General features: G+C 47.4%; 23 protein-coding genes and 2 tRNA genes. 14 read left to right on the top strand and 11 right to left on the bottom strand.

What is annotated here, in order from left to right; all coding sequences use genetic code 11:
• The first annotated feature begins 20 nt into the window (after window positions 1-20).
• Genes ACFS25_RS11510 through ACFS25_RS11500 form a run of 3 tightly spaced genes read left to right on the top strand, consistent with a single transcriptional unit; the run spans window position 21 to window position 1989 of the window.
• Complete coding sequence (locus ACFS25_RS11510) at window positions 21-311, top strand: nucleotidyltransferase family protein (protein ID WP_381500210.1); 291 nt, start codon at window positions 21-23, stop codon at window positions 309-311.
• On the top strand, window positions 295-738 hold the full coding sequence (locus tag ACFS25_RS11505; protein ID WP_381500208.1) for a HepT-like ribonuclease domain-containing protein: 444 nt from the start codon (window positions 295-297) through the stop codon (window positions 736-738). Before ACFS25_RS11510 ends, ACFS25_RS11505 begins: the two co-directional genes overlap by 17 nt.
• Window positions 739-1989 (top strand): sulfate adenylyltransferase subunit 1, encoded by a 1251-nt coding sequence (locus ACFS25_RS11500; protein WP_381500205.1) that lies wholly within the window; start codon window positions 739-741, stop codon window positions 1987-1989. It begins immediately after the preceding gene.
• A gap of 88 nt (window positions 1990-2077) precedes the next feature.
• On the opposite strand, the gene ACFS25_RS11495 is transcribed toward ACFS25_RS11500, so the two are convergent.
• Window positions 2078-3574 (bottom strand): glycine--tRNA ligase, encoded by a 1497-nt coding sequence (locus tag ACFS25_RS11495; RefSeq protein ID WP_381500203.1) that lies wholly within the window; start codon window positions 3572-3574, stop codon window positions 2078-2080.
• Window positions 3575-3823: 249 nt separating this feature from the next.
• Here ACFS25_RS11495 and ACFS25_RS11490 point away from each other — a divergent pair, with 249 nt between their 5' ends.
• On the top strand, window positions 3824-4831 hold the full coding sequence (locus ACFS25_RS11490) for a helix-hairpin-helix domain-containing protein (RefSeq protein WP_381500200.1): 1008 nt from the start codon (window positions 3824-3826) through the stop codon (window positions 4829-4831).
• Between the two features lie 84 nt (window positions 4832-4915).
• Window positions 4916-5749 carry a polysaccharide deacetylase family protein gene (locus ACFS25_RS11485; protein ID WP_381500197.1) on the top strand — a complete coding sequence of 278 codons (834 nt, stop codon included), beginning with the start codon at window positions 4916-4918 and terminating at the stop codon, window positions 5747-5749.
• A 99-nt stretch (window positions 5750-5848) separates the two neighbouring features.
• Here ACFS25_RS11485 and rlmD read toward each other — a convergent pair whose 3' ends face one another.
• Window positions 5849-7279 carry a 23S rRNA (uracil(1939)-C(5))-methyltransferase RlmD gene (gene rlmD / locus ACFS25_RS11480; RefSeq protein ID WP_381500193.1) on the bottom strand — a complete coding sequence of 477 codons (1431 nt, stop codon included), beginning with the start codon at window positions 7277-7279 and terminating at the stop codon, window positions 5849-5851.
• A gap of 68 nt (window positions 7280-7347) precedes the next feature.
• Here rlmD and ACFS25_RS11475 point away from each other — a divergent pair, with 68 nt between their 5' ends.
• Both ACFS25_RS11475 and ACFS25_RS11470 read left to right on the top strand, forming a co-directional pair.
• On the top strand, window positions 7348-9603 hold the full coding sequence (locus tag ACFS25_RS11475) for a gliding motility-associated C-terminal domain-containing protein (protein ID WP_381500189.1): 2256 nt from the start codon (window positions 7348-7350) through the stop codon (window positions 9601-9603).
• Window positions 9604-9735: 132 nt separating this feature from the next.
• The gene (locus ACFS25_RS11470) at window positions 9736-10548 is read left to right on the top strand and encodes an SDR family oxidoreductase (RefSeq protein WP_381500186.1); all 813 of its coding nucleotides are present in this window, start codon (window positions 9736-9738) and stop codon (window positions 10546-10548) included.
• Window positions 10549-10591: 43 nt separating this feature from the next.
• On the opposite strand, the gene ACFS25_RS11465 is transcribed toward ACFS25_RS11470, so the two are convergent.
• Entirely contained in the window at window positions 10592-11335 is a 744-nt protein-coding gene (locus tag ACFS25_RS11465) for an SH3 domain-containing protein (protein ID WP_381500184.1), read from the bottom strand.
• 56 nt (window positions 11336-11391) lie between these two features.
• Here ACFS25_RS11465 and ACFS25_RS11460 point away from each other — a divergent pair.
• Window positions 11392-11464: transfer RNA gene (locus ACFS25_RS11460), tRNA-Lys, on the top strand.
• Window positions 11465-11513: 49 nt separating this feature from the next.
• Here the strand turns inward: ACFS25_RS11460 and ACFS25_RS11455 are convergent.
• Entirely contained in the window at window positions 11514-11939 is a 426-nt protein-coding gene (locus tag ACFS25_RS11455) for a DUF3127 domain-containing protein (RefSeq protein WP_381500181.1), read from the bottom strand.
• A 171-nt stretch (window positions 11940-12110) separates the two neighbouring features.
• Here ACFS25_RS11455 and ACFS25_RS11450 point away from each other — a divergent pair.
• Both ACFS25_RS11450 and ACFS25_RS11445 read left to right on the top strand, forming a co-directional pair.
• Window positions 12111-12192 (top strand) — tRNA-Leu (locus ACFS25_RS11450).
• 1286 nt (window positions 12193-13478) lie between these two features.
• Window positions 13479-13988, top strand: coding sequence for a hypothetical protein (locus tag ACFS25_RS11445; protein ID WP_381500179.1), 510 nt, complete (start codon window positions 13479-13481; stop codon window positions 13986-13988).
• 147 nt (window positions 13989-14135) lie between these two features.
• Here ACFS25_RS11445 and ACFS25_RS11440 read toward each other — a convergent pair whose 3' ends face one another.
• Window positions 14136-14846 (bottom strand): DUF2461 domain-containing protein, encoded by a 711-nt coding sequence (locus ACFS25_RS11440; RefSeq protein WP_381500176.1) that lies wholly within the window; start codon window positions 14844-14846, stop codon window positions 14136-14138.
• A gap of 48 nt (window positions 14847-14894) precedes the next feature.
• The gene (locus ACFS25_RS11435; protein WP_381500173.1) at window positions 14895-15830 is read right to left on the bottom strand and encodes an AraC family transcriptional regulator; all 936 of its coding nucleotides are present in this window, start codon (window positions 15828-15830) and stop codon (window positions 14895-14897) included.
• A 117-nt stretch (window positions 15831-15947) separates the two neighbouring features.
• Between ACFS25_RS11435 and ACFS25_RS11430 the strand changes: the two genes are divergently transcribed.
• The 4 genes from ACFS25_RS11430 (at window position 15948) to ACFS25_RS11415 (ending at window position 18863) form a co-directional block, all read left to right on the top strand.
• The gene (locus ACFS25_RS11430; protein WP_381500171.1) at window positions 15948-17462 is read left to right on the top strand and encodes an aldehyde dehydrogenase family protein; all 1515 of its coding nucleotides are present in this window, start codon (window positions 15948-15950) and stop codon (window positions 17460-17462) included.
• Between the two features lie 89 nt (window positions 17463-17551).
• On the top strand, window positions 17552-17860 hold the full coding sequence (locus ACFS25_RS11425; protein ID WP_381500167.1) for an EthD family reductase: 309 nt from the start codon (window positions 17552-17554) through the stop codon (window positions 17858-17860).
• A 23-nt stretch (window positions 17861-17883) separates the two neighbouring features.
• A complete protein-coding gene (locus tag ACFS25_RS11420; RefSeq protein ID WP_381500165.1) occupies window positions 17884-18279 on the top strand; it encodes a DUF779 domain-containing protein in 396 nt (131 codons plus the stop codon).
• A gap of 149 nt (window positions 18280-18428) precedes the next feature.
• Window positions 18429-18863 (top strand): DoxX family protein, encoded by a 435-nt coding sequence (locus tag ACFS25_RS11415; RefSeq protein ID WP_381500162.1) that lies wholly within the window; start codon window positions 18429-18431, stop codon window positions 18861-18863.
• A 46-nt stretch (window positions 18864-18909) separates the two neighbouring features.
• Here ACFS25_RS11415 and ACFS25_RS11410 read toward each other — a convergent pair whose 3' ends face one another.
• The 5 genes from ACFS25_RS11410 to ACFS25_RS11390 all read right to left on the bottom strand — a co-directional run bounded on the left by ACFS25_RS11410 (window position 18910) and on the right by ACFS25_RS11390 (window position 23639).
• Window positions 18910-19962 carry a spore photoproduct lyase family protein gene (locus ACFS25_RS11410; protein ID WP_381500160.1) on the bottom strand — a complete coding sequence of 351 codons (1053 nt, stop codon included), beginning with the start codon at window positions 19960-19962 and terminating at the stop codon, window positions 18910-18912.
• Between the two features lie 305 nt (window positions 19963-20267).
• Entirely contained in the window at window positions 20268-21089 is an 822-nt protein-coding gene (locus ACFS25_RS11405) for a sulfate/molybdate ABC transporter ATP-binding protein (protein WP_381500158.1), read from the bottom strand.
• Window positions 21086-21751 carry a molybdate ABC transporter permease subunit gene (gene modB, locus ACFS25_RS11400; protein WP_381500156.1) on the bottom strand — a complete coding sequence of 222 codons (666 nt, stop codon included), beginning with the start codon at window positions 21749-21751 and terminating at the stop codon, window positions 21086-21088. Before modB ends, ACFS25_RS11405 begins: the two co-directional genes overlap by 4 nt.
• Window positions 21752-21768: 17 nt before the next feature.
• Window positions 21769-22512, bottom strand: coding sequence for a molybdate ABC transporter substrate-binding protein (modA, locus tag ACFS25_RS11395; RefSeq protein WP_381500154.1), 744 nt, complete (start codon window positions 22510-22512; stop codon window positions 21769-21771).
• 32 nt (window positions 22513-22544) lie between these two features.
• Window positions 22545-23639, bottom strand: coding sequence for a cytochrome-c peroxidase (locus ACFS25_RS11390; RefSeq protein ID WP_381500152.1), 1095 nt, complete (start codon window positions 23637-23639; stop codon window positions 22545-22547).
• Window positions 23640-23642: the final 3 nt, after the last annotated feature.

The raw sequence follows: 23642 nt of genomic DNA, 5'->3' as shown, positions 1-23642 counted from the left end.
TTACACTGACCGTCTAGCGTATGCCCATCAACGACTTTCAATCCCTGCAAACCTACTTAAGAGAGAGACAGGTTTTTGATCGTTTTGGCCTAACCCGTATCGGTGTATTTGGCTCCTTTGTACGAGGGGAGTCATACCGGGATATCGACTTATTAATCGATGAAAAAATCCCATATAAACAACTTATTGCCCTACGTGATGCATTGCAAACAGACCTAAATGTTCCAGTAGATCTTATGCTAAAAGAATATGCAGAACCAATTATTCTGCACCGAGCTTTAGCCGATGTTCGCTATGCAACCCAGTCCTAAAACATCTTTAGTCTATTGTTTGCGGATTCTTGAAGCAATTGGGAAAATCAATTTGTATGCTGTGGGTTATGATGATCCATTTATTTTCTTCGAAGCAAACGATCAGAAAGACTTCAATGCCTGCCTGTTACAACTGTTACATATTGGCGAACAAGTCAGTCGCATTGGCGAGGAAATAAAACAACGTTACACCCATATTCACTGGCAAACTATTAAAGCGCTCCGCAATATAGTGGCTCACGATTATGTAGGCATAGATAAACTGATCGTCTTTGTAACCATTACAGAACGTATTCCGGTTTTGAAATTGGACATGGAGAGCGTTATACAAACGAAATTAAAATTGGGTAATTTTAACCAAACAGAGTACGATATGTCGAAACAAAGCAATTTTTATCGTCATATCGACTTCACGAATATTGAGTAAATGGACCTATTACGATTTATAACTGCCGGTTCGGTTGACGACGGCAAAAGTACGCTCATTGGGCGGCTTCTTTACGATTCCAAATCTATCCTGGCCGATCAGCTCGAGGCCATCGAACGCGCCAGCAAAAGCCGCGATGATGGCGAACTAGATTTGGCTCTGTTGACCGATGGCCTCCGCTCCGAACGCGAGCAGGGCATCACGATTGATGTAGCCTACCGCTATTTTCAGACGCCAGCCCGTAAGTTCATTATTGTAGATGCGCCGGGACACATTCAATATACGCGCAATATGGTTACGGGTGCGTCGAATTGCCAGTTGGCCATTGTGCTGGTCGATGCGCGGCATGGCGTGGCCGAACAAACACGTCGGCATTCATTAATTACCTCGCTTTTGGGTATCCCACATATTGTGGTGGCAATCAACAAAATGGATCTCGTGAATTATTCGCAGGATGTATTTTCGGACATTTGCATCCACTATGCCGAATTAGCCAAGAAACTGAATGTCAAGCACGTAACCTATATTCCGATGAGTGCGCTCAATGGCGATAACGTTGTTGACCGATCGGAATCAATGGCATGGTACGAAGGACAGACCCTTCTGGAACATCTGGAAACGGTAGAAATTGACGATGATGTCAATCTGGAGCAAAGTCGTTTTCCGGTACAGTATGTCATTCGCCCGCAAACGGCCGAGTTACACGACTACCGGGGATATGCAGGTAAAATCACCAGTGGACTATTTCGCAAAGGTGATGCCATAACGGTGTTACCCTCTGGCGAGACCTCAACCATCGACGCTATAGAAATTGCCGAAACCAAACTGGACGAGGCTATTACGCCTATGTCGGTCGTGCTACATCTGGCCACCAATGTTGATGTTAGCCGGGGCGACCTGATTGTTCGCTCTGATAGTCAGCCAATTAGTAGCCAAACGGTCGAAGCAATGATTTGCTGGATGGACTCGAAGGAACTTAAGGTGGGCAATAAGTATGTGTTGCAGGTTGGCACTTTTCGTACCCGTTGCTCGGTTCGCCAAATTGCGTATCAACTAAATGTCAATACCTACGAAGAGATTGAGGGTGTTGAAGACTTGAAATTGAATGATTTGGCCAAAGTCGTATTACGCACAGCCCAACCTATCAGTTTCGATCCATATTCAACCAATCGCGCCACGGGTGGGGCTATCCTGATTGATGAAACCTCGAACGTGACAGTAGGTGCCTTAATGCTGGTTGGCGAAGCGTAAAGACTTTTTTTTTCTCTAATATATCAGTTACAGAAAAGCCACGGACAGTACTGTCCGTGGCTTTTCTGTAACTGATATATTGAACTGTTTACATCTTCTCAAGCAACCGCTCCATCGAAACAGCCTGCCCGATATGGGCTTTCAGTTCGCTAATCGGAATACGGATTTGCTCGGTTGTGTCGCGATACCGGACCGTAACAGTGTCGTCTTCAAGCGTCTGATAATCTACGGCAATGCAAAATGGTGTACCAATTAAATCCTGCCGGGTATAACGTTTGCCAATGGCATCGCGCTCTTCATACACCACCCGAAACTCCGAGCGAAGATTCTTAACGATTGCTTCCGCTTTTTCGGGCAGACCGTCTTTGCGAACAAGTGGGAACACGGCAGCTTTGACAGGAGCCAACGCCGGATGCAGTTTCAAATAGGTCCGCTCTTTTTGCTGATCTCCCTCACCAACGGTTTCTTTGGTAAACGCATTGCAGAATACCGCCAAAAATAAGCGGTCGGCTCCAACAGACGTTTCAACCACATAGGGAATATAATTACCATAGGGTTTGCCCGTCGCTTCATCAATATCATTGTCGAAGTACTGCTGTTTTTTACGGCTTAGTTCCTGGTGTGCTTTTAGATCAAAATCAGTGCGGGAGTGAATTCCTTCCATCTCACGGAAACCAAACGGAAACTTATATTCAATATCTACGGCTGCGTTGGCGTAGTGCGCCAGCTTTTCGTGGATGTGAAATTTGAGTCTTTCAGCGGGCAAACCAACGGCCAGGTGGAATTGCATCCGCGCATCGCGCCACCGTTCATACCACTGCATTTCAGTGCCAGGACGCACGAAAAACTGCATTTCCATCTGTTCAAACTCGCGCATCCTGAACGTAAACTGACGGGCTACGATCTCATTCCGAAAGGCTTTCCCGATTTGAGCAATACCAAACGGAATCTTCATCCGACCCGTTTTCTGCACGTTCAGGAAGTTGACAAAAATCCCCTGCGCCGTTTCAGGACGGAGATAAATCAAACTGGAATCTTCGGCCAGTGAACCCACCTGCGTCGAAAACATCAGGTTGAATTGTCGTACTTCTGTCCAGTTGTCGGTGCCCGACACGGGATCTTTAATGCCTTCAGCGATAATCAGATTCCGAACGCCTTCGAGGTCGTTGTCGCCCAACAACCGGCCCATTTCCTGCAATAGTGCCGTACTTCTGGCTTCATCACCTGCGTTGGCGTACGCTTCGGCTTTGAGTTCCAAAAGCTGGTCGGCGCGGTAACGTTTCTTTGAGTCACGATTATCAATCATCGGATCGTTGAACGAGTCGATGTGACCCGACGCTTTCCACGTCAGTGGATGCATAAAAATCGACGCGTCAATCCCGACAACGTTGTCGTGGAGTTGAGTCATAGCCTTCCACCACAGCGTTTTGAGGTTATTTTTGAGTTCAACACCATTCTGGCCATAGTCGTAAACGGCCTGTAAACCATCGTAAATTTCGGAAGATGGGAACACGAAGCCATACTCTTTGGCGTGGGCGATAATATCTTGCAGCGTTGTGGCTGGCGCTTCTTGATTAGTATTCATACGTGGGGCAAAAATACGTTGTCTACTGTTAAAATAGACACTAGTCAATAAACAAAGAAGAATGACGGCTTGTCGTCAGTACGATATAAGTATGATTTGAGGTTGGCTTATGGGGTTTTAGTGCTACGTCATACGTAGAACACACAATGTCAACTAATTCACTATCAGTAAATTATCAAAATAAGGCTTATTAATTAATTAGCTTTTTAGTAAATAGTTACCAATTTAATAGGGTATCGTCTAAGGGGCATGTTTACTCGCTTCCAGTCCCTTATCCGCGATTACTTCGGATTTTCACACAAGGAGGCAAGGGGATTTGCCGTTCTGATTTGCCTGACGCTGCTCTGCCTGCTTATTCCGTTTATCTATCGGTTTGCAGCCGCCCGAAAACCTATTGACACCACCCAGGCCGACCAGCGCAAACTCGACAGTCTTGTTGCCCTGATGCAGACGGAAGAAGCTAAACATCCCCAGTTTGGTGATCGTCGGGATAAAGACAAAACAACCACTGAACGATTCAGCGAACCAAAGCTTTTCAATTTCGACCCTAATACGGTCAGCGTGGCTGGATGGCAACAATTAGGTCTGCCGCGCTGGATGGCCGACCGTATCGATAAATACCGCAGCAAGGGTGGGCAGTTCCGAAAAAAGGAAGATTTACTTAAAATCTATGACTTCCCACCCGACCTCTACGACCAGCTTGAACCCTATATTACGCTGAAAGAAACTCCGCATTCGGATCGATTTAGCAATGATCGATTTGGAGCAGACAAACCATATACCAACGAACCCTATAAAACCAATGGGCGACCAGCTTTTTCGGAGCGACCAGCGTATCCAGAACGACCTGTTAAACTGGCTCTTCAGCCATTTGATATTAACACCGCCGATACGGCTCAGTTAATTGCTCTGAAAGGCATTGGGTCTACGCTGGCTACGCGTATCATTAAATTCCGTGATGGACTCGGTGGCTTCGTCTCGACGGAGCAATTCCGGGAGATTTATGGTCTGGATTCACTCGCGCTGGACGAGTTAAATAAATTCGGCAAGATTCAGTCGGCAGTGCATAAAATCCCGGTCAATACAGCGACTGCCGATGAACTGGACCGACACCCTTTTTTATCCCGTCGGCAAGCGCAGATTATTGTTACGTATCGCGAACAACACGGTGCCTACACTTCAGCTGAATCGCTGAAACCCATCCGGATTCTGGATGCAAAAACTATTGAGAAGATTACGCCCTATTTGGAATTTTAGATTCCTGTTGGCCCAAGCAATGGTAAATTGCCCCCATCATCTGCTTATACTCATTTGAATCAAATCGGGTACTGGCCTGAACGGATGACAACTTTCTTACGAACTGCATCTAGCCTTTTTTATATTTTATTGCTCTGTTTATCAGGACAAAGCAAGGCGCAACGCATTGACTGGCCCAACGGAGCTAAAGCGGCTATCTGCCTGACGTATGATGATGGAATGAGTAGTCAACTTGATCAGGCGATACCCGTCCTCAATTCCCTCAACATAAGGGGAACATTCTTTCTAAATTCCATAACCGACAATCACATGGCCGATCGATGGCGGCTTGCCGCTTTGAAAGGCCATGAGTTAGCTAATCACACCTTGTTTCATCCATGTCTGGCATCGAGAGGTTGGAAGCCAGCATGGGCTTTGGACAATTACACGTTTGAGCGCATTTTAAAGGAAGTTCAGTCGATGAGCACTCAACTGTATTTACTTGACGGCAAGACGACTAAGCGCACCTTTGCCTTTCCGTGTGGAGATACCACCGCCGGGGGCGTTTCCTATCTTGATACGCTTCGGCGGTCGGGGATGGTAAGTTATGGACGCATGGGCGGCAGCAGTACGGATGCTGTCGTTACTAATTTTGCTACACTGGATAATCTACAGGTTCCTTCCTGGGCTGTCCAACCCACAAACACCTCTGTCGACTTGATTGCGTATGCCGAAAAAGCCGCTCAGCAAGGCGGATTAGGGGTTTACATGTTTCATGGTGTAGGTAGTCAATGGATTGCCGTGTCGGCTACAGAGCATAAAAAGTTAGCTGAATATTTGGCGAGTCACAACCAGACATACTGGGTAACGACGTTCCGTGAAGCAATGGACTATGTTACTCAATGGAAAAAAAGCCATGCGCCCGCTGCCCGTAGATAGTATTTGCACATTTGTTGACATCGAACGTAGTGTTAATATCGGAAACGCCCACGCGGATGTGGTTCTCATAACTGTACTACGTTCGATATCAACAGACATTCATCGCTTCGTTAGAAGCACTACATTTTCTACATGGTGCGTGTGCGGAAACATATCCACGGGTTGCACGTTCGACACAACATAGCCTTCATCTAAAATACCCAGATCACGGGCCTGAGTGGCTGTGTTACAGCTGACATACACAATCCGTTCAGGTGCCGCCTTAAGTAGCTGACGGGTTACGGCCTCATCCATACCGGCGCGGGGCGGGTCGGTAATGACCACATCCGGGCGACCGTGCTGATCGAAAAAGTCGTCGGTCAGGATATCTTTCATATCCCCGGCTACAAACGTTGTATTCGTAATACCGTTCACATCAGCATTGACACGCGCATCCGCTACCGACGCTTCGACATATTCCACACCCACAACATGCTGTGCCTGACGGGCCACAAAAAGAGCAATCGTGCCCGTGCCCGTGTAGAGATCGTACACACGTTCACGGCCCGTAAGTCCGGCCCATTCCCGGGCTACTTTATACAAATTATGCGCCTGTTGGGCATTAGTCTGGTAGAACGATTTCGGACCGATGCGAAACGTCAGGTCGTCCATCTGTTCTTCAATATAGGCTTTTCCAGCCCAATTTACCACTTCCTGATCTTGATAGCTGTCGTTTTTCTTTCTGTTCAGGATGTAGTTCAGCGAGGTAATCTGTGGAAACAGTACCTGCAAATGACTCATTAGTCCGTCTAACAACTCGGGGTTGTCATGGGCCACCTGCAACGTTACCATAATCTGCTGCGTAGTATCGGCAGTACGGATAATGAGCGTTCGTAGATAGCCGGTATGCACTTTCAGATTATACAACGTAACATCATTCTGAAACACGAAGTCGTTAACGGCCAGCCGGATAGCATTAGACGGATCAGGTTGGAGGTAGCAATGACGAATAGGCAGCACCTTATCGAAGCGGCCGGGCACGTGAAAACCAACGGCTCGCGGGTCAATCGGTTGGTCGGTTCTTACTTCGCCCGGCGTCAGCCAACGCCCTTCAGCACAGGTAAATTCGAGTTTATTACGGTAATATTGCGTTGGATGGGCAGGAAGAATGGGCAAAATGGTGGGCAGGGCTACCTTACCAATACGCGTCAGGTGATCGACAACCTGTTGATGTTTAAAGCCCAGTTGCTCAGCGTACTGAATGTGTTGCCACTTGCAGCCCCCGCAGGTACCGAAATGCTCACAAAATGGCTCCGTTCGCAACGGCGACCATTCATGAACGCGTTCGGCAACAGCCTCTCGGTATTGCTTTTTGGTATTGGTAATGCGCAGGTCTACCACATCCCCCGGCGCAACACCCGGTCCGCCAGTAGGGTTTTCAACAAAAATTACGCCCTCTTCGGTACGCACAATGCACTTTCCTTCGGCAGCTACGGCATCAATACGAACGCCAGCCAACCGTTCGGGTGTTTTATGAATCTTCCTACGCATAAGTCCTAAAAAACTGCTAATTTAAGCAGCCGTTTTCGGACGGGCTCTATACTGAACTATATCTGCTTATGCCGAATTTGTACCAAACAAGATGGATGCTATCACTCATAACCTGCTCTCTTCTGGTTATGAGCCAGTTGGCCCAAGCAACTCATATTGTTGGGGGCGAACTTGAACTCCGCTACCTCGGCACACAGAGTACCTATACGCACCGTATTAATCTTAATCTGTATTTCGACGACGTTAACGGCAATCCAGGGGCCGATGATGGACTGGTAGCGGTTGGTATTTTCGCAAAACGCACGAATCAGCTTATCGGTTATGTTCAGCTTAACCGCATCAGTAGCGAATATGTTTCTTACACCAAACCCGCCTGTGCAACAGCCAGTCTACGTACCCGTCTGATTCGGCACAGTTTAGATCTAACACTCGATCCAAACGTTTTTAATGATGCCGGAGGGTATTATATGTCCTGGGAACGGTGTTGCCGCAATGGCACTATTTTCAACATTGAGCAGCCGGGAGCCGCCGGATCAACATTTTACCTTGAGTTTCCGGCCCTGGTAAATGGGTCTGCCCGCTTCGCTAATTCATCGCCGGTATTTGCCATTCCAAAAGGCGATTATGCCTGCATCGGACAGCCGTTTACCCTTGATTTTAGTGCAAAAGATTCCGACGGTGACAGTCTGTCTTATGCTTTAGTAACACCTTATAATGGTTATAGCAACACCGATATCCCTAACCCAGGTGCCGGATCATCGGTGTCACGCCCCTATTTCACGGCGGGGCCTTATCCACCCATTCGCTGGATTAATGGCATTTCAATTGCCAACGAGATTCCGGGAAGTGCTCCTTTGCGGGTAAATGCCAGTTCGGGGTTGCTCAGTGTGACGCCTAACCGGGCGGGCCTGTTCGTTTTCTCAGTCGAAGTAGTCGAATATCGGACGGGAAAAGCGATTGGGCGTGTCCGGCGCGACTATCAGGTTTTAGTCGTTGACTGTCCTAAAAACAATACCCCCAAACTTCTTTTCCGCCCCGATGGGCAAACCAGTTTTTATCAACAGGGCACTGTGCTGACCATCGCCGAAAAAGACACAAACTGCCTGAGTTTGTTCGTCACTGATCTCGACCCCAGCCAGCACATTACGATTACGAACATGAGTGGTTCGTTACCCGGCTTTACCCTCGCACCCGGCGACTTGTTCACCCGTACGAACCACGACACCCTGCAAACAAAGTTCTGTTTCGGGCGATGTGTCGGGGGCAATGGCACTCCTATTACATTGCTCATTCGGGCTACGGATGATGGCTGTCCACAGGGGTTGAGCGATACAATCAGCGTCCGTCTAAACATTATTCCATCGGCCAATAATAAGCCATTGGCTGGCACCGATTTACCAAGCAACAAGGCTAGCATTTCGGTGGGGTCATCGCTGACCTTCAATGCGTTTGGTACCGATATCGACAATGATAACGTTACGATTCAGGCCGTTGGCAGAGGATTCACATTAGCCCAGGCGGGCATGAGCTTCGGTTCTGCATCGGGCATTGGGAAAGTTTCGCAGCCATTTTCGTGGAAACCAACGTGCACACAAGCTACCCAAGCGGCCTATTTAGTGGATTTCATCGTGACCGATACCCGCTGCAATCGAAACCTGCGCGATACAGTCACTGTGAATCTGGCGGCTGTTGGTCTGCCCAGTCAGCCACCGAGTATTCGCACCACACTGGCTCAACAAGTAGTTGAGTTGACCGTTAGCTCCAGCGACTCAGCCGGACGCACGGGTTTCGACGTGTTGGGCAACGACCCCGATCGCGACACGCTACGGCTAACGGCTGTCGGACGAGGATTTGATGTAAAAACGTTGGGGATGACGTTTACAGACAAATTTGGTCTGCCAACTTTAGAGTCTCCCTTCGCCTGGAAACCGACCTGTGCGCTGATGGCTGGGAAAGCTGATACAACTTTTGTTGTGGATTTTGTGGTCGATGATCGATCCTGTCAACCAAATCACACGGCCATAACTACGGTTACGTTTCACGTTAAAAACCCTTCACTCAAGGCAGACATAAAGGTTCCAAATGTATTTACGCCCAATGGTGATGGTATTAATGACTATTTTGCCATAAAAGATTTACCCGAAAATTCTTGCGATGAACAGTTCAAATCCGTTGAGATTACCAATCGTTGGGGTCAAACAGTATTTAAATCCAGCGACCCCAAATTTCGCTGGTATGGCACCGACTCGCCCGTTGGCACGTATTACTATCTCCTGCTAACCACCAAACGAACGTTTAAAGGACCCTTAACCCTGATTAGGTGAGGGGATCAATACCGAGTTACTACTATGGGCATTGGTCGATACGAGATAGGCCAACTGCAATACCAGTCACGAATGATTAATACCCGCCGGTAGCCCGATATTGCCTAAATCTCTATCTTCGTGGCTGTAATTATGAAAGATAAAGTAGTTCTCATTACCGGTGCTTCGTCGGGCATCGGCCGCGCGTTGGCCTTCGCCTTCGGTCGCGAAGGAGCCAGTATTATTATTTGCGCCCGTAAAGCCGATGCGCTGCAATCTGTAAGCGATGAACTACGTCAGGCAGGTATCGAAGTGCTTTCCTTAACAGCCGATGTGAGTGTGGAAGCTGATGTCAAAAAACTCATTGAACAAACCATTGCCCACTTCGGTCGGCTGGATGTGCTGATCAATAACGCGGGCATTTCTATGCGCTCCATGCTGATTGATACAGACCCAGCCGTTATTCAGAAAGTAATGGATATCAACTTCATGGGCACCGTATATGCCACCCGTTACGCCTTGCCTTATATTCAATTCACGAAAGGGTCGATCGTTGGCATTTCGTCAATTGCCGGCTACCGGGGGTTGCCCGTTCGAAGCGGGTATTCGGCCTCAAAGTTCGCGATGAACGGATTTCTGGAAGCGGTACGGACCGAGTTATTGCATACCGGTGTTCATGTGCTTACAGCTTGTCCGGGTTTTACGGCGTCAAATATTCGCATTTCAGCCCTCGATGCACACGGACAGGCAAAGGGCGAAACCATGCGGGACGAAGGCAATATGATGAGTGCGGAGGAATGCGCTGACCATATTTTGCGGGCGGTCAAAAACCGCAAGCGCGAACTTATCCTGACCACACAGGGCAAATTTACCGTCTTCCTCAATAAGTGGCTCCCCACCTTAATGGATAGGCTGGTTTACAATACATTAGCCAAGGAGAAAGACTCCCCTCTAAAAAAATTGTGAATGAGTGAATAATTTTTTCCATCAGCCATTTACTCATTCACGATTAAATGATCCAAACATTATCTCGCCGGATAAAGTAAAGATTGTTGTGCCAGAGTATGCGCAGGTAAATGTCTTTAGTGCCAAGGATATTTACTTTATGACCCCGACCAATAACGTCAATAACTGGAGCGGCTGCGGAGGGATCGGTGCGGAGCAAAACACGATCGTGGCTGGTAATACCCGACTGCACGCCTTCGGGCAGGTTTGTAAAAATCAGTAACAACAGCAGATAAATAAACACAACCCATTTTTGTCGCACCGGAACCGACTGTTTCCTGATTAATTTGAGTACAAGCACCGTAAATACATAGCCCGCCGGAATCAACAGAAATAGGAGAAAATAGAGACCGTATTTTCGGTAAAAGAGGTAAAAATAATTCAGGTCGTCGGTCTCGTAACCACTTAGGTTATTGGCGCGGGCAATGTCATTCATTCGGCGCAGCACGACATCATCGGGATGGCGTTCAAAATAAACATCCAGATAATACAGCAGCCGGGGTACATCATTTTGTCTTTCATAGGCACTAGCTAACTTCAACAGCATCGGATCGGTGGCGGTATGGCCCTCGACTAAGGCCATTTCATAGATACGCGCAGCCTTTATCTGATCACCACTGACAAACAGCGAATCGGCCCGCCGGAGTGAGTCAGGCGAAACTATCTGTGCATCAGCGAGAACCGACAGAAAACAAAAAAATAGACTTATTTTAAGAGAAATGGCTTGCAACGGACGAAATAAGGCCATAGTTTTGCACCATAATTGAGAACGGCAACCTTTCGTATAAGGGCGATCGTTCAACCGATTTGGTAGCTCAGCTGGTAGAGCAATACACTTTTAATGTATGGGTCCTGGGTTCGAATCCCAGCCGGATCACCCAACGAAAAAAGCCGCTACTAGCGGCTTTTTTCGTTCTGGACATACATTAGAATGGAAGATCGTTACTTTCTTCGTCGAAGGCTGAGTTGAATGACATAGCAGCAGGGGCAGGTTGACTTTGCTGAGCCGGACGAGCCTGTGCTTGTTGTGTTGGTGCCGACCGGGGTGCGGCTGCGGGTGCTGAACCACCATCACCTTCGGCTAATTCAATACGGAAGGCCCGTAGTTCGGTATACCAACGGTCATTGTACTCGCGTGATTCGGCACTGAACGTAGCTTTGAGCGTGTCGCCATCGGCAAACTGTTTCAAATCCGCCACTTTGTCGCCCCAAGCCGTTAAGCATACCTTTTTAGGATAAGATGCATCCAGTGTTTCAAGAACGAACTCTTGCTTACTCCACGGACCTTTCTGACTTTGCCCCGATACTTCGGGCAATACTTTTATGAGCTTTCCGACTAATTCCAGTGCCATATAAATTGGACTTTTAAACGTGATTTTGATGGATAAAAGTACGAAATTCTGTCCGTTTTTGGACCATACTTCGCTAAAAAAGCAAAAGATTCTAGGCTCTGTTTGGCAAAATATGACAAGACTGCTATCTTTGCACCGCGTTAGGCAATCTAGCCACCCGCAATCACCATTGGCCATGTGGTGAAATTGGTAGACACGCCATCTTGAGGGGGTGGTGCTGCAAGGCTTGGGAGTTCGAATCTCCCCATGGTCACAATATTAAATTTCTAATCCGCTGTACATCAATAAGTTACAGCGGATTTTCTATTTTCTACCGAAACCATTACTCTAACAAAAGGCCATAGTACTATTTGGTTGGCTAGACTATCTTGGGAAATCAAGCCCGCTATTGTGGTAAGACTGGATTTTATCAAATTACCTAACGACTAAGATGTTAGTATGTAAGATAAGGACCGGCAAACTCACAGTCTAGAAATACTCTTTTCACTTCACATATAAAAGAGGCTAGCTACCCAGTAGCCGGGTTATTTATTTCTTTTTTAACCAAACAGATAATCAGGTGTAAATTAGACCACTAATTATAATCCAGGTAATGTTTACCGTTTTGTATAGAGTAATAAAAAGACCAGCCGTAAAACAGCCGGTCTTTAATTTTATAAACAAAAACCCATTAACCCAATACGAATCTATTCTGCACTTCACCAGAACTGCTAAATTAACCTTCCTGCTATTTATCGTCTGAGTAGTAACAAACAAGCAAAGCAGCCACTATCAGGCTAAAAGTACATGGTAACATGTATCAGTCAGACGTTGTTTTGGCTTAATGGTAACACGTTTACAGATTGAGATTTCGCACGTTTCGACATTTTTCAGTTAAACTTGTCAGGGCAGTTAACTGGGCCAGCTGTAGCTGATTAGGTATCTGGTCCTGCACAACTTGTATTATACCCAGTTGCTCACCTCTGTATTAGTATACACGTTCAGTTGACATTATCCCTGATTTTTGATAACGATACCTTATCAAAAATGAGATGCTTGTGTATCGCTAGTAGTATACAATTACAAGTGAATGAACATTTTTAAAATAATTTCTACTTTTTATGTGACCGCTTCTAGAATTGTCTGTCTGAATACAATCCAACTACGTAAACTATATCGATCATGACTAGCGCGACCAGTTGGTTCTTAGCAACTGGTGCTATTTCTTCTAATTTTATCAGCGCGGCTCTTGCCTTTGTCATAGTCGGTAGTTCAGTTATGGCTTGAGTGGGTATTATCAACTTACTATTTTAGAATTCCGCAAATTACTCCAAACATGTTTGTGTCGATTCAGCCTCCCAAACCGGCTTATACTACTGGCGTTTTACCCACTATCTGTATATAGGATAGCTTTAAGACTAGGGTTGTATAGTTCAGTTTAGCGCATACTAGATTAGATAACCGTGTGTAATATAGCTATATATATGTCAGTCAGAATGACTTGACTAGTCGGCTAGCTTCGTATATTTGTAACTATATTTATCATTACAACCTGTAATTATGACTATATCAAGAAACTTTTGTTTGGCGCTTGTTCTTGCCTTGCTCGGTTGGCTGCTCATAGGTTGTAATACCGAAATCATAGTTCAAAAAGACCCGACCCAAGCTGCTACTGTGGGTGACTATAAAATTACCGGGACAGTTTCCTACACAATCAATGGCATTATGTCCTCGTCTGCCATCTCGGGTACACTCACGGTATTTGCTGGCGAATCGCCTGAAGCATGCTACTTTTTGGAAAAGCTCACTGGCTTTAATCAACTAGGCTATTTGGCTACCTTTGCTGGCCAAAACTTTATTGTGGGAACTGCGCAGGAGAGCACCAAATATCAAAGCACAACGTATTATGGCATGCAGAATGGGAATGGAAAAATGTCGCCGAACCGAATTGAAGTGGATCGCTATGCTAATACCAACTCTGTTGGACTTACTTCCCCGGCCGGTGAGCACATCGGCTTTTACATGGCAATTCGAAAGCATGTTCACATTGTCGCCACTAAGCAACTTTAGTGGGTCAATAAATTTTGATGGACTCAATCGTTAGCTTATTGGATAGTCAGTTAACTATAGTTATACAAAAGCCTTGAATCCGAAAAGATTCAAGGCTTTTGTATTTATTGGGAGACGCTTCTCAACAGGATCAATTAGTCTATACAATCATAATGTCACTGGCTCTTCTTTCTCGTCGAAAAACAGATAATTCAACAAATCGCAGTAGGGCTTGATAATCCGACTACCACGCACAATCTCATCGGCAAAACTAGCTTTGAGTACCTCTTTGTCTGTATAGCGATGCATAAAAAACAACTCTTTTCGGCGTAGTAACTCGATTTCTGGGTGATCAGCGGGGTAACCTTTTGGTGTTGTCTTCATTACCTCCCCAGCGGCTTCCGGAAAGTATTCCTTGAACGCATCGGCTTCAATTATGGTCTTTAGTTCCTCGACGTTATAATCTACCTCTTGCCGAAACTTGGCGAGGTTGGCCGGTGTCGGTTGCCACATGCCCGCGCCCAGAAATGATTGGTTGCCGGGCTGAATATGGACATAATAATCAATCCGGCCCGAATGACGCCCACCGGGACCAATGGCAAATGCCAAATTAGATTTATACGGGGCCTTATCTTTCGAGAAACGAATGTCGCGGTTGATACGAAAGATGCAATCCTTGACGGCTGTATTAGCCAGCGGCTCAAAGGGGCTCAATCCAGCCAGTACCCGTTCAACTACACCACAAAGTTCAGCTTTTGCCGCATCATACTGAGGTCGATTAGCGTGGAACCACTCCCGATTATTATTTTGAACGAGTTCGCGCATGAACGCCAACGTTGGGGCCGTAAAGGCCGCTTTTGAGGCAAGTTTTGTTGTCATAACTAATCAAAGATAAGCAATGATGCTCTATCTTGATTAGCCGACATATCAGTTTAAACCGAAAAGTTGTCGCTTAAATTGCCGGGGGCACATGTGCTCAACGGAGCGAAAGGCACTGCTAAAATGCGTCAGGCTGTTGAAGCCTGATTCATAGCAGGCGTCCGTAATACTTTTGGATGGATTGCTCAAAATGGCTTTAGCCCGACGAATGCGCTCGGTCAGAATAAACTGCACGGGCGAAACGCCAAGTTCGCTTTTGAAGAGTCGAAAAAAGTGTGATTTCGACAGGCAGGCTTTGTCACACAGTTCCTCAACTGATAACGTACGCGTTAGGTTTTCACGGATATACGTTACGACGTACGCTAAGCGATTCGTATTAATATGTTGACTCGTTTGATTCAGAAGTCCGTTACGAACCTGCGTTTGCGAGAGTCGAACAATCAGTTCACGCAGGGTATTTTTGATAAAGAACGGCTTGAACGGATTGTTTTCGCGGAATAGCCGAATAAGTTTATCAGTCAGTGAACTGATTTCGGGGTCATTCTGCAACAAATAATTCTCTATATCCAACTGCCATTGATCAACGGCTTCCACACGGGGAACCTGCTCATTGAGTTCAGCAATTGTTTCGCGGATAAACTCATCCGATATCGTCAAAGCGAGACAGCGGGTCGGGTCATTCGTAGTAGCATCGGGAAAATCAATCTGCATCAGCCGGTCTGAGGGTAGCAACAATGATTCGCCGGGCTGGTAATTGAATGGCTCCATCTCCCGAAGGTGCATCACCTTGCGGCCACTCAGCATACTCGTCATAACGGGTGCATTGAAGCGCAACTGGATTAAACTGGCTTTTTGAAATGTCTCATACAAATGCAGTTCGGCTTCATCGTGGCTAAGGGTCAGTTTGTTCTCTATTAATGTATCTAACCGGGCACCCCATGCACTGACAGCTTCGTTGGTAGCCACTTTCCCTACTTTTTTCATACACCTAGAGGATGGGAGGATTTCGCAAGTATTTGAGAGTATAACGCAAAAATACTTGTACAATTTCGGCAAAATTTGTGAAGAAGCTAATTAAATCACATAAATCCTTTATCACACATGCAAACTGCAGAATCAACGAGCAAGATTGCACCCCGGCCAATGTTTAAAACCCAGTACGAAAATTATATTGGCGGCAAATGGGTGCCACCCCTTGGAGGTGAGTATTTCGACAATCAATCGCCAGTGGATGGCAGTCTGATTGCCAAAATGCCCCGCTCGAAAGCTGCCGATGTCGATTTGGCCGTTGAGGCAGCCCAAAAAGCATTTGAAACCTGGGGAAAAACATCCGCTACGGAACGGAGCAAAGTGCTGCTTCAGATTGCCGATGTCATTGAACAGAATCTGGAGTTTCTGGCTCGTGTCGAAACGGTAGAGAATGGAAAAGCGCTGCGCGAAACAATGGCCGCCGATATGCCACTGGTCGTTGATCACTTCCGCTACTTTGCGGGTGTAATCCGGGCCGAAGAAGGGTCGGCCACTGAACTCAATGCCGATACGCTGTCGCTGATCATCAAGGAGCCTATCGGCGTCGTTGGTCAGATCATTCCCTGGAATTTTCCGCTGTTGATGGCCACCTGGAAACTGGCTCCGGCCCTGGCCGCTGGTTGCTGTGTGGTCATTAAACCCGCCGAGCAAACGCCAACCTCCCTTGCCATTCTGTTTGAGTTACTGGAAGGCGTCGTACCCCCAGGTGTGGTGAATATTATACAGGGATTCGGTCCGGAAGCGGGGAAGCCACTGGCACAGCACAAGCGCATAAATAAGGTGGCCTTCACGGGCGAAACTACCACAGGGCGGCTTATTATGCAGTATGCATCAGAAAACCTCATACCCGTCACGATGGAGCTGGGTGGCAAATCGCCAAACATTTTCATGAAATCCATCGCTGATCATGATGATGAGTTCTTCGATAAGTGCATAGAAGGAGCCGTGATGTTTGCGCTGAATCAGGGCGAGATCTGCACCTGTCCCTCACGGCTGCTGGTTCACGAAGATATTTACGACAAGTTTATCGAGCGTGTTATTCAGCGTACCAAAGCCATTAAACTCGGTCACCCCCTGGACCCCGAAACCATGATGGGTGCGCAGGCCAGCAATGACCAGTACGAAAAAATTCTGTCGTACATCGACATTGGTAAAAAGGAAGGTGCCGAAGTGTTGACGGGTGGCGGTCCAGCCGACAGTGTAGAAGGCGGCTACTACATCCAGCCAACGATTTTCAAGGGCCACAACAAGATGCGAATATTCCAGGAAGAAATCTTCGGGCCTGTTTTGTCGGTAACGACTTTTAAAGATGCCGACGAAGCCGTTGCGATTGCCAATGATACGCTTTACGGATTGGGCGCGGGCTTCTGGTCGCGGGATGCGCATGAGTTATATACTATTCCTCGCCAGATTCAGGCGGGTCGTGTGTGGGTAAACTGCTATCACGATTATCCAGCTCATGCGCCGTTTGGTGGCTACAAGAAGTCGGGCTTCGGACGAGAAAATCACCTGATGATGCTAAATCACTATCGTCAGGTCAAGAACCTCCTGATCTCGTACAGCAAAAACAAATTAGGCTTCTTTTGATTAATTTTGACTGAACGCTCCCGTAAACTGCGGCAATTGCCGCAGTTTACGGGAGCGTTCAGTCACTTTCACTTACAAATACACGTACAATGATCCGGCTTACCGTTCTTTATCCCAAAACCGATAGTAGTCAATTCGACCTGACATACTATCTCGACAAACACATTCCATTACTGAAAGAGCGATTGACACCTTATGGGTTAGTCGGTGTTGATATGCAGGAAGGATTGGCAGGAGCCGCTGACGCCCAACCGCTCTATGCCATGATTACCGGCCTGGCCTTTAACACCGCTGACGAACTTGACCGAGGTATGACAACGCACGGAGCCGAACTACTGGGCGATATCCCTAACTTCACTGGTGTCCAACCAATTACCCAAGTGTGTCGGGTGTTATAATAAATTCGCACACCTCTTCTGCTATGACAACTCAACCCGTTTCCCGCGTAGACATCACTCCGGCCGCAGCCGACGTATTAAACAAAATTCGCGCTGAACACGGCCCGCTGATGTTTCATCAAAGTGGGGGGTGTTGCGACGGTTCTTCACCGATGTGCTACGAGGCAGGTGATTTTATTATTGGCTCGTCGGACGTGTTGCTGGGTCAGGTTGACGGCTGCGACTTCTGGATGGCGGGCGATCAATTTGACTACTGGCAATATACCCATCTGACTATAGACGTGACACCCGGACGAGGTGCCAGTTTTTCACTTGAAATTCCGATGGGCGTTAGGTTCTTGATTCGTTCGAGGCTGTTTGAACCCGGCGAAATGGAAACGCTGATACCCATACATATTGGCCCATTGGAAGAAGTCTGACGGGTAAAACGGCTTGCATATTTTCACAGCCTTAAAACGGAGGTGTACTCACTAAAGACGCTTACGTAAAATAACTGCCTGAAAATCAGCTTGCTTTGTATTATCCATATCTGTATATTCGGTTAGTTTTTACTTAACCCCTAACAGATATGAGCATGTTACATCGCGTTGAACACTGGGGCGACACGCATCATCCCGCGTGGACAGATGCCCTACGAATTGTGCTAGGCATTATATTGGTGCTGAAAGGTATTAGTTTCATTAGTGACACGGCGTATTTAACCCGATTGGTGGGTGGTCTTCATTTTGGTCTTTTCCCCGTCATTCTAGTGCATTATGTGGCATTTGCCCACTTGATGGGTGGTTTTCTGATTGCGGTCGGATGCCTGACCCGCCTGATGGTATTGTTCCAATTACCTATACTCGTTGGGGCTCTATTTTTCGTAAATATCCGTCAGGGATTCTCACCCATGAATTCTGAACTCTGGTTGTCCATTATTGTCCTTCTTTTATTACTGCTATTTTTAGTAATCGGTTCCGGACGTTTCTCGATGGACGAATATGTCAAGCAACATGAGCGATAACAATATCTGAACCGCACCGGCAACCCGCCGGTGCGGTTCAGATACGTTAAAAAATATACCGGATCTGGCACCACGGAATCTCTTCGTGCACCAGTTGTTCAAACACCTCTACCATTTTAGCTTTTAGCTGGTGAGCATACCGAATATTCCAACCACCAAACTGACTGACCTTGCTCTCCTGCAATTCGGGTACCCAAAGCAGATCCTCCGCTTTGGGGTTAATGGCTAAATTTGCCTGATGCTGCCACTGGTTGTGGGTCAGAAAGATAACCTCACTCTTAAGCTGTGCCCGAACTTCGGGCCGAACACCTGCATCAAGTTGTCGAAATAATTCGCGGTAATCGGTACGCCATGCTTTGCGATCTCCGTCAGCCCCGCTGTAAACGATGACGGGTGAAAAATTAACATGCACCTCGTATCCTGCATCGTAAAAGTCATTGATGGCCGCAATTCGTTTTTCAATACTGTCGGTCCTAACGTCCACCAATTTACTGACATCACTGGGCATCAGGCTAAACCGGATACGCACTTTCCGTTGCGGATCAAAAGCGAGTAAATCCCGATTCACAAATTTGGTGGCAAACGTAGCTTTGGCTCGCGGGTGATCCCGGTAAAACTCGAATACTTGCCGAATGCCATCTGTCAGGCTATAATCTACTGAAATGTCAGAGTTGCAACCGATATCGTAGGTCCAATAATCTGCATCCGTTTGGTTAACGGGCTTGGGCCACGCCAGCGACTGAACGTGCTTATCAACAGTTGTAATATTCTCCTCAACGTTCGTAAACAGCGTGATGGGATTGACGTTCTTATGCCGGTCTACGTAGCAGTAGGCACACCCACCAAAACAACCATTAGCCAGGCTGGGTGCAATATAATCGGCACTTCGGCCACTCCATTTAATGTCCTGTGTCTTAAGTCGGCCCAACACCAGCACATCAGATTTGATCTTAAAGTGATTCATGCCTAACTCCGGCAAACGGTTGTGCTGCTTCACTTCGAGTGTTTGGGCATCGGGAAACTGAGCCAGCACAGCTTCACCCCGTTCATTGAGCGCATCGGCAGTGTAGAATATAATAGTAGGATTAAAATCAGGCATCAGGCACGTTGAGTTAGCTGCTTAAACAACATGTATTAAAGATACATAGTTCATCATCTATTGCCAATAATCATCTGCAATACAAGTAGTTATGATAAAAATAAACGTCAATTAGCTCTATTTTTCATAGCGATCATTAACGCAGAATATATGACTATTATCATCTTACTTCGTTCACCTACTCGTTGAAAATAGACGTACTTTTTGAGGTTATAAATGCGGATGCTCTCCCGTCATGCAAACGTTATTTGTGAAGGGTCAAAATAACGGTATTCTATTCACGCTATTAAGCGCTTATCGCCTTGTCAATCAACCGGGGCAACTCGTATTACATCACCCACGCGAAACTGGCTCCAGACTGGATTGGCCGACCGCAATTGAGTTGTAGCCGTTTCAATTTCCCACTGTTGCTGGCTTTCATTGAAATCAATACGGATAATAGGCTCCATGAGCAGCGCGGCAACGGTTCGCTTTGCAACAATCTCATCGGTTTGAATACGGCCTTGCCCAAGTCGTATGACCCGGTCTGCTAATGCCTGAATGTCCGCTTCGTGATGGCTAACGAGCAAGGTCGTTGTGCCCCAGGTCTGGTGAAGTTCCAGTAACACTTGCCGGAGCATCTGGCTGGCTTGAGCATCCAACGCGGCAAATGGTTCGTCTAGTAACAACAACTGCGGTTGGCGAACCAGTGCACGGGCTAATGCCACACGCTGCCGCTGCCCCCCCGACAGTAGCGTTGGCTTCTGGTTAATAAATGTCTCCAGACCTGTTGCATCAATCAGGTCATTGACCAAGGTTCGTTGTCCCTTAGGAGCGGCATACTGAATATTTTCCCGAACAGTCATATTGGGGAACAAGGCTGTATCCTGAAAAATATATCCGATGGAACGTTGCTGCGGCAATCGATTAATTTTTTGGTGGGTATCCAACCACACGGATTCCTCAACAATAATGTTTCCTTTTTGGGGTGTTTCTAACCCAGCTAATAGCCGCAGTAAAGTCGTCTTGCCTGAGCCCGAAGGCCCAACTAAGGCGGTCAGGCTACCGGTTTTCAACTCAATCTGAATCCGAAGTTCACCGGCTCCTTCGGCAAATAAACGCGGCATAACGACGTCGACGTGAATCATACTGTTACGCGTTTATTAATGGCATATACCAACAGCAGAATGGCGAATGATAGCCCCAATAACAACGCTGCGTAGGCATGAGCGGTTTCGAAGTGCAGTAATTCGACCTCGTTATAAATCGCGATGGAAGCGACTCGGGTCTGGCCCGGTAAGTTGCCGCCAATCATCAATACTAAACCAAACTCACCAATTGTGTGGGCAAATGACAGGACTATACCGGTTAATAAAGCGGGTTTGCAGTTGGGTAACAGAACACGCCACAACGTTTTGATCGGCGATTGACCCAGCGTGTAAGAAGCTTCCCGCCAGGACGTTGGCAGATTTTCCAGACCCGCCTGAATGGGATGTACCATAAACGGCAGGCTATACAACAGCGAAGCCACCACTAACCCTTCGAATGAAAAGACCAACTGCACATTAACCGTTCGTAACAGCCAACCGCCAAAACCGCTGGTTGGGCTAAAGGCCAGCAATAAATAAAACCCAACGACCGAGGGCGGCAAAACCAGCGGTAGACTAATAAGGGATTCGACTACTGGCTTTAGTCGGAATCGGCTGAGCGCCAGCCATCCAGCCAACGGGACACCGATCAGGAACAATAAAAAAGTGGTGATACCGGCTAAGCGCAGGGTAAGCCAGATAGGTTCCCAATCGATGGGCATGAGATAATAAGTATGAATCAGGAAGCGGGCGAACGATAGCCAAACTGCTGCAAAATACGCCGGGCGTCTGGACTACGCAAAAATTGCACAAACTGCCGGGCAGCTTTAGGTTGGTTTGTCCGCTTCAAAATAACCACGCCCTGCGCAATGGGTGAATACCCCGTTTGGGGCAAATCAACCCAATGGCCGCGCTTCGTTAAGCTAGGATCGAGCACAACCGATTTAGCGGTAAAGCCCACTTCAGCCGCACCAGACAGAATATATTGGTTCACCTGCGCAATGCTTTCACCGTAGACAACTTTAGGCTGAACCTGCTCAAGCAACTTTTTGTATTTCAGTAAGGCCATAGCCGCTTCGCCGTACGGGGCCGTGGCCGGATTGGCAATGGCAACATGCCGAACGGCGGGGTCTGACAATACGCTCAAATCGGCAGACAGCGGCAAGTCGCTCATTGTCCAAAGGACCAACGAACCATAGGCGTAGACGATAGGAGCGGCTAGCGTCAACCCCTGTTTGTACAATGTTTGGGGGTAATCGACATCGGCTGACAGAAAAACGTCGTAAGGCGCACCCTGCTGAATTTGAGTGGTGAGTTTACCCGACGAGTTTACGATAGTCTCTACTTCAACGCCGTTTTTTTTCTGGAAAGCCGTTTTCAATTGTTCCATTACAAACTGGGCATTTGCTGCCACCGCCACCCGAAGGGGCTGAGCCAGCAAACTCATAGGGCAAAGGAACAGAGCTAGAATAAGTTTTTTCATACGTAATAATGGCTGAAAGCACTCAATTTCAATCAGTGATTAGTTGTCGTTATTAAATTCTTTACATGCGGATCGGCAAATTGCGGGTTGTGAACAAAGTTACTATCGGTGAATAACTGCAAAAAAGCGACCAAGTCAGCTTTCTCGACCGCAGTAAGTCGAAACCCGTTTGTCTGGCCGGGTAGTTCGTGGCTTAATGTGGGACTGGCCTGAATATGTTCACTGTAATGATCCAGCACAGTCTCCAGCGTAGCCAGTCGGCCATCGTGCATATACGGAGCTGTTAGGGCAATATTTCGTAACGTCGGAACGCGAAACCGACCGTTATCAAGTGCCAGGCCCGTAACACCTTGTCTACCAGTATCGGTTGTTTTCTGGTCAAGTCCATTATTATGAAATAATTCCTGGTAGAGTTTTGGCCCACCATGACAATGGGCGCAGTTGCCACCCCGGATGTTCCGTTCTGGAGAAGGCGCTGAATTGAACAGGTGTAACCCTCGTTGCTCGGCTTCGGTTAGCGTATAATGGGCCTGTACATGTTGGTCGTACCGCGAATTGGCTGAAATTAATGTCCGTTCAAATTGGGCAATTGCTTTTCCGATGCGGGCATCGGTGATGGTATCGGACCCGAACACCTGTTTGAACAGGGCCGGGTATTGAGTGGTTTGCTGTAAAACTCGGGCTGCGTTGCCCGGTGCTAATCCCATCTCATCGGCATGCGCCAATGGAACCAGCGCTTGCTCTTCCAGACTATTTGACCGGCCATCCCAAAACAATTGCCTTACCCACAGCAAATTGACTAACGACATGGCATTTCGTTGCGTTAGTTTGCCACTAACGCCCACACTCAAGGTTCGCCCATCGGAAAACGCCCGTGCCTGCTGGTGGCAACTGGCGCAGGAAACGCGCTGATTAGACGATAGCTTCGGTTCATAAAATAGCATTCGTCCGAGGTGGACGCCCTCCTGCGTCGTTGGATTATTGGACGGAATTGTAAAACGCCCACCAAAAGAGGCTGGATACTGCAATGTATACGGGCCGGTCGGCACGGGTTCATCGGTGCCTGTCCAGGCCGATGCTCCAGCGATCAAAACTACCAGTAGTAAAGCGAGAGTTCCAGCACGCATGGT

It is taken from the genome of Spirosoma flavum, from assembly GCF_042686045.1.
Taxonomy (GTDB): domain Bacteria; phylum Bacteroidota; class Bacteroidia; order Cytophagales; family Spirosomataceae; genus Spirosoma; species Spirosoma flavum.
The sequence above is the reverse complement of the archived record's forward strand: the minus strand, read 5'-3'. Positions and strand labels throughout refer to the sequence as shown.